This window comes from Frankia sp. CcMO1, assembly GCF_977945845.1.
Genome location: NZ_CDWTMG010000287.1, coordinates 1 through 5,344 on the forward strand (window position 1 = coordinate 1; position 5,344 = coordinate 5,344).

A 5,344-nucleotide genomic window follows, 5' to 3' on the forward strand; every position below is an offset into this window, starting at 1 on the left:
GACGTGGAATGCATGGGCGCCATGCGTCGCAGGTATTGAGCGGCCCGCGGCGCTGGATAGACTGCGTGAGCACGATCCGGGCCTGGGAGGTCACGAAGGGGCGTCACTGCGATGAGTGACCAGGTAGACGATTCTCGCTACTGCCAGTGTGGCACCCGCCTTGCCCGGGACAACGACCGGGGATCGTGTGGGCCCTGCCAGCGCCGGGCTCGGGAACGTGGCACGGCTGCGTCGGAGGTGCCGGTCGAATTCTGGACCGCCTCCGATCAGCTTCGGGACGCCCTCGATGAGCGGCACATGGGCCGGGTGATCGCGGCCTACCGCAACCACCCTCATCACACCGTTGTCCTGTCTCAGGAGACGGTGGCCGGATGGATGGGCATCACTCAGACCCAGTTGAGCCGCATCGAGTCGGGTGAGCCGGTGACCGACCTTACGAAGCTCATCCGGTGGGCCGAGGTCCTGCGCATCCCGGAAGACACGCTGTGGTTCAAGCTCCCACGGCCACGCTCCAGCGAGGCGGCTCTCGCCCCTGCCCCGGTGGTCTCGCCAACCGCACCGGCGGTTCCCGGCATCCTCGGGGTACCGCCAGCAGACAGTGCGGGTCCGCCGGCCGACCCGTACCGGGTGATCGCACACGTAGGGGAGGTGGTCATCGTGGCCATCGGCCGGCGCACGTTCCTCGCGGGAAGCGGTGCCGGGTTCCTGGTTGGGGGCGCGGTCATGCCCTTGGCGTCGTATCAGCAGGTTGCGCCTGAGGCCATCGAGTATCTGGCGGCTCAGCTTGACGGCTACTACCGGGCCGATGCCGCGTTGGGGCCGCACACCGTGATTCCGTCGGTGCTGGTGCAGCAGGAACTCATCCGGCAGTTCCTGCGTGTGGCCCGGAGCCCTGAACGGCACGCCCTGTTGCGCACGAGCGTCGCCTACGCGGGCCTGACGACCTGGCTCTACCAGGATGCCGGGGACCTCGTGAGCGCGTCGCACTGGGCGAACCAGGCTCTCGAACTCGCTCACCGGGTGGGAGACACCCAGCTCGTCCGGCACACCCTGACGAACAAGGCGATGATCTGTACTGACCAGCAGGACGGACCCGGCACCCTCGACCTGACCAGCGCGGCCCTGACGGACGAGAACGGCCTGTGTGCAAAGGTCCGGGTACAGGCGATGCAGCAGACAGCCCACGGCTACGCCCTCATCGGCGACCGGCGCGGCGCAGACTACGCCCTGGACAAGGCCGCCGCGCTGCTGGTCCGCGTCGATGACGACTACCCATGGTTCAACACCTGCCGGCGCACCCCCGGCTACATCGAGGTGCAGCGGGCCACCTGCTACAACCGTCTCGGTCTCGGTCGCGAGGCCCTGCCGCTGTGGGAGCAGGTCATCTCTGCCCTGCCCGCCGCGGCCCGCCGGGACAAGGACGTCTACCAGGCACGGCAGGCCACCTCGCATGCTCAGGCCGGGAACCCAGAGGCCGCCGCGGACGCGGTGACGCACGCGGTCACCGTCGCCAGGGAGACCAGTTCGGCACGGCTACGGCAGGAGCTCCACGGCGTTTGGCGCCACCTCACGCCATGGCATGACCATGAGACCGGACGACAGGTCAAAGCTCTGCTGGCGACACTGTAGGCAGGGACGGCGACACTGTAGGAAGGGACAACGAGCGTGGGACTGCGCGACCCGCTACCGGCCGAGGAAGTCACCCGACGCCTGGCCGCGCTGGACGGATGGGTGAAGGCCACCGACCGCGAAGAGATCCACAAGACGTTCCCCGTGGAGTACTACGCCGCGATCGAAGCTCTCGGCACGGTGGCCGAGTCCGCGAAGGAACTGGAGCACCACCCGGACGTCGAACTGCGCTGGGGAGAACTGACGTTCAGTCTCACCACCTACAGCGCCGGGCAGCGGATCACCGACCTGGACTTCCGGCTAGTCGACCGCATCGAAGCCGTGCTGGCCCGCTACGTCCAGGAGGAAGCGGCGGGATAGCTGAAGAGACCGACCCAGCGGGCGGGAGAGTCCCGGCCCGCTGGGCTCTACAGCCCCGTTGGCCTGGGGCGGCTGCCTGGTCGGTGCCGGGACCTGTAGGGGCAGGGTCTTGATCCTCCGGGGTAGGTTCGATGGTTCGCCGATTCATTCAAAAAGGTGGAACCTTCGCCCGGACATAGGTATAGTAGATGGTGGCATTCGAGGGGCTACGGTCCCTGCGCCATGTAAGGCAGTACGCCACATAGACGGGCTGTCCACATGTGAGCCGCCTGGGAGCGGCACGGACCGGGCTCGGGCTGCTGCACCGTGGGCCACGTGTCCTCGTGGTTCGCGTCCAGTCGTGTTGACGTTCCGTCTGGGGTGCAGAGTGCCGCATATGGCGTGTCCTGTCGATGTTCAGGGTTTGTCTCGTTCACGGGTTGACCGGGTAGGTCTGGCCGGCGGCTGAGGTCCGCCGCTGCCGATCTTCCGGTCTTTTTCTGTCTCGTTCTCGTTTCCGTGTGGTGCTGCGGCCGGCCTGTGGGTTCGTCCGGGCTGGCTGCGCCTGCGCGGTGAAAGGACGCGCTGGTTTCCGTGGACGTGGGCGTGAGCTTGCCCGAAAACCGGCCGGTCGCGGGTGGCTGTTCCCGGCCTGCTCTGCGGTCTACAAGCGGGACGCGCGGCGGCTGGTCCTGGCCGGGCTCGCGGGTGGCAAGGGTGTGCCGGAGACGGTGACCGGGCATCCAGCGTGGTTCGTCACCCTGACCGCGCCGTCGTTCGGCCCGGTGCACTCACGGCGCCAACACGGTGGGAAAACCGGTTCGGTGCGGGGCCTGCCACCCCCGACGCGGACTGTGCCCTCACGGCCGTCCAGCGGGCTGTCATGAGCGGCACCGCGAGGATGATTCCCGGCTCGGCTCCTCCGGCGTGGGCTGCTGGTGAGCTGGTCGCGGACGCTCTGCGGGGCGTGGTCGGGTCGGTGGCGGTGGCTGCTCCCGATCCGGACGCGGGCACCCTCGACGCCGGCGTTGGTGCCGGGGATGGGTGGGCGGTGCGCTGGGGTGTTCAGGTCGATATCCGGCGTATCGCGCTCGACGGGTCCACCGAGGTCGGGCGGGTCAGCAACTACCTGGCGAAGTACATCACGAAGTCGGCGGCGGCCGGCGGGGCGTTGGATCATCCGGTGCGGTCGCTGGCCGTGCTGGCACGGCTGACCCTGCACCCGCACCTGCGGCGGTTGGTGGAGACCTGCTGGCGGCTCGGCCACGATCCGACGTTCGCGGCGGCGTTGGATGCGGCGCTCGGCCGTGACTCCGGCGATGTCCCGCGACTGATCCGCTGGTCTCACCAAGCGGGGTTCGGCGGCCGCTGGTTGACGAAATCGCGGGCCTGCTCGACGACGTTCACCGCGTTGCGGACGGTACGGCGGGTGTGGTCCCGCACGATCGGCGCGGCGATGGCGGGCCGGATCCCGGTGGATGCCTTCGGCCGGGCCGACGGAGACGAGAACACGATCGTGCTCGGCACCTGGACCTATACGGCCCGTGGGCTGTATCTCGGGACCGGGTACGGTGCTGACCCGCCCGGCCTGCCGCCGTCTCGGGCGGCTGGTAGCCCGGTGGGCACCTGGCGGGCCGGACGATGAGCACCGTAGGTTCCGATGTTCCTTCATCGGTGGTGGTGGCCACGATTCCGGCGGATACCGGGAAGACGGAACGCGCGGCGGTGCGGGTGGGTGGGCGAGCCGCCCGTCGACCGGCGTCGGCGCGGGGCGCTCGGCGTGCTCTCGGGGTGGACGCGGGGGCGGCCGGTGAGCCTGCCGTGTCAGACGTGGACGGTGAGGCGGCGGCGGACGCGCGGTGGATCGCCGCTCAGCTCACGCGGGCGCCGGAACCCTCGGCGTTGATGGCGGCGGCGATCGTGACCGCGCTCGCGCCGAAACCCACGCGGAACGGCGGTGGCTAGGCAGGGCTGGGATTGCGCCATTGGGGGTCCAACCGGTCACGCAACGGAAGATCCTTCCCGGGAATTACGATGATCCGTTCAATGATCGTCGACAGGACGCGGCGTTTCTCCGTCAGGGTGCCGTTACGCCATAGCCGTAGTGCCTCCTGGCCGTCCAGGACGGTCACGAGACGCGCCCGGCGGGCCAACTCGGCGTCGATCTCCCGTAGCCGGGCCTCGATCTGGGCTTCGACCTGGCCACCCAACCGCAGACTGATCTCTTTGGCCGTGATGGCGCGGGGGAGATCGGCAAGCTCCTGTTCCTTCTCGGTCCGTTCGGCCTTCAACTCCTCGGTGTCGGCGACCTCACCCGCCTTCTCCCAGTCCCGGCGCACAAGGTAGGCGTCCACCAGGCGGGTCATCAGGCCGTCGGCATCGGCGGCGTTGATGTGGAACGACTGGTCACACTCGACATGCTCACGGCTCTTACCGAGACGATGCCGCCACAGCGCGTACGCGCGGGGAGAGTTCCTGATCAATGATCGCTTGCACGTGTGGCACACATAGTAGCCGGCGAACACGTGTTTGACGGCCGTTCCGGTGCCTTTGCGGGTTTTCACGGCTTCCAACGCCGCACAGGTCTCCCGCCACTCCTCCTCCGTGAGGATGGCAGGGAAGTTCGCCATCGGACCGACCACGGTCCACCCGCGGTGGACGTTTCCCGTTGCGAACAGTCCAGCGATGCGCGGGTTACGCAGCATCGCTGTCAGACTGGCCCGTGTCAGGGTGCCGGTCTTCATGGTGTCGTCGGGCCTGGTCCGCCGGTGCGGAATGCGTAGACCACGGTCATAGAAGTCGTCCGCGACCTTGAGTACGGCTTCACCTTCCCGGATCCGCTGTGATGCCTCGCGTAGCCAACGGGCCTGCTCCTCGTTGACCGACCACTCGGTCACGATCTTCTTGCCCTTCCGGCTGATCGTCTGAGACCAGCCGAAGCCGACCGGGCCACCAAGGAACTCCCGGGCCTCCCGCTTGGCATCCAACTTCCGCTTTATCAGCTCCGACTTCAGCCCGGAATCGCTGACCGACTTCCCGACCGCGCCATGCCAGGCATCGCGGTCCCGCTGCCTGCGGAAGTCGTAGGGAGTCGAAATGAAATAACTTGCGCGTTTCGAACCCTCCACAGGCCTGTGACCTGCGATGATGCTCTCGATCACGTATTTGTTACTTCATTACGTCCCCTAGGTCGTGACCTTCTCACCATCAGTGACGATTAGTCGGCCACTGACCCGCTGCATGATCTTGCCGAACTCCGCGCCGACCACCGGGTCACGGGTAATCCGGCTCTCCTCCCACGCCACCACGACCCGGTGCTTTCCCGTTCGTAGGGGACGTAATGAAGTAACAAATACGCGATCGAGAGCATCATCGC

6 protein-coding genes and 1 pseudogene are annotated in these 5,344 nt (G+C 67.6%); 5 read left to right on the forward strand and 2 right to left on the reverse strand.

Going from position 1 to position 5,344, the window contains the following annotated elements:
* Window positions 1–111 precede the first annotated feature (111 nt).
* The 5 genes from AC08OU_RS22125 (at window position 112) to AC08OU_RS22145 (ending at window position 3,933) form a co-directional block, all read left to right on the forward strand.
* Entirely contained in the window at window positions 112–1,629 is a 1,518-nt protein-coding gene (locus AC08OU_RS22125) for a helix-turn-helix domain-containing protein (RefSeq protein WP_476605688.1), read from the forward strand.
* 36 nt (window positions 1,630–1,665) lie between these two features.
* Window positions 1,666–1,989: a 4a-hydroxytetrahydrobiopterin dehydratase gene (locus tag AC08OU_RS22130; RefSeq protein ID WP_462203381.1), complete on the forward strand. Its 324-nt coding sequence runs from the start codon at window positions 1,666–1,668 to the stop codon at window positions 1,987–1,989.
* 551 nt (window positions 1,990–2,540) lie between these two features.
* Complete coding sequence (locus tag AC08OU_RS22135) at window positions 2,541–2,855, forward strand: replication initiator (RefSeq protein ID WP_462203388.1); 315 nt, start codon at window positions 2,541–2,543, stop codon at window positions 2,853–2,855.
* Window positions 2,852–3,613 (forward strand): replication initiator, encoded by a 762-nt coding sequence (locus AC08OU_RS22140; protein ID WP_476602218.1) that lies wholly within the window; start codon window positions 2,852–2,854, stop codon window positions 3,611–3,613. Before AC08OU_RS22135 ends, AC08OU_RS22140 begins: the two co-directional genes overlap by 4 nt.
* Window positions 3,610–3,933, forward strand: coding sequence for a hypothetical protein (locus AC08OU_RS22145; RefSeq protein WP_476602219.1), 324 nt, complete (start codon window positions 3,610–3,612; stop codon window positions 3,931–3,933). Before AC08OU_RS22140 ends, AC08OU_RS22145 begins: the two co-directional genes overlap by 4 nt.
* Here AC08OU_RS22145 and AC08OU_RS22150 read toward each other — a convergent pair.
* Both AC08OU_RS22150 and AC08OU_RS22155 read right to left on the reverse strand, forming a co-directional pair.
* Window positions 3,930–5,096 carry a recombinase family protein gene (locus AC08OU_RS22150; protein ID WP_476602220.1) on the reverse strand — a complete coding sequence of 389 codons (1,167 nt, stop codon included), beginning with the start codon at window positions 5,094–5,096 and terminating at the stop codon, window positions 3,930–3,932. The two genes, AC08OU_RS22145 and AC08OU_RS22150, sit on opposite strands and share 4 nt — an antisense overlap.
* 57 nt (window positions 5,097–5,153) lie before the next feature.
* Window positions 5,154–5,344: pseudogene (locus AC08OU_RS22155) on the reverse strand (recombinase family protein); the annotation flags it as partial.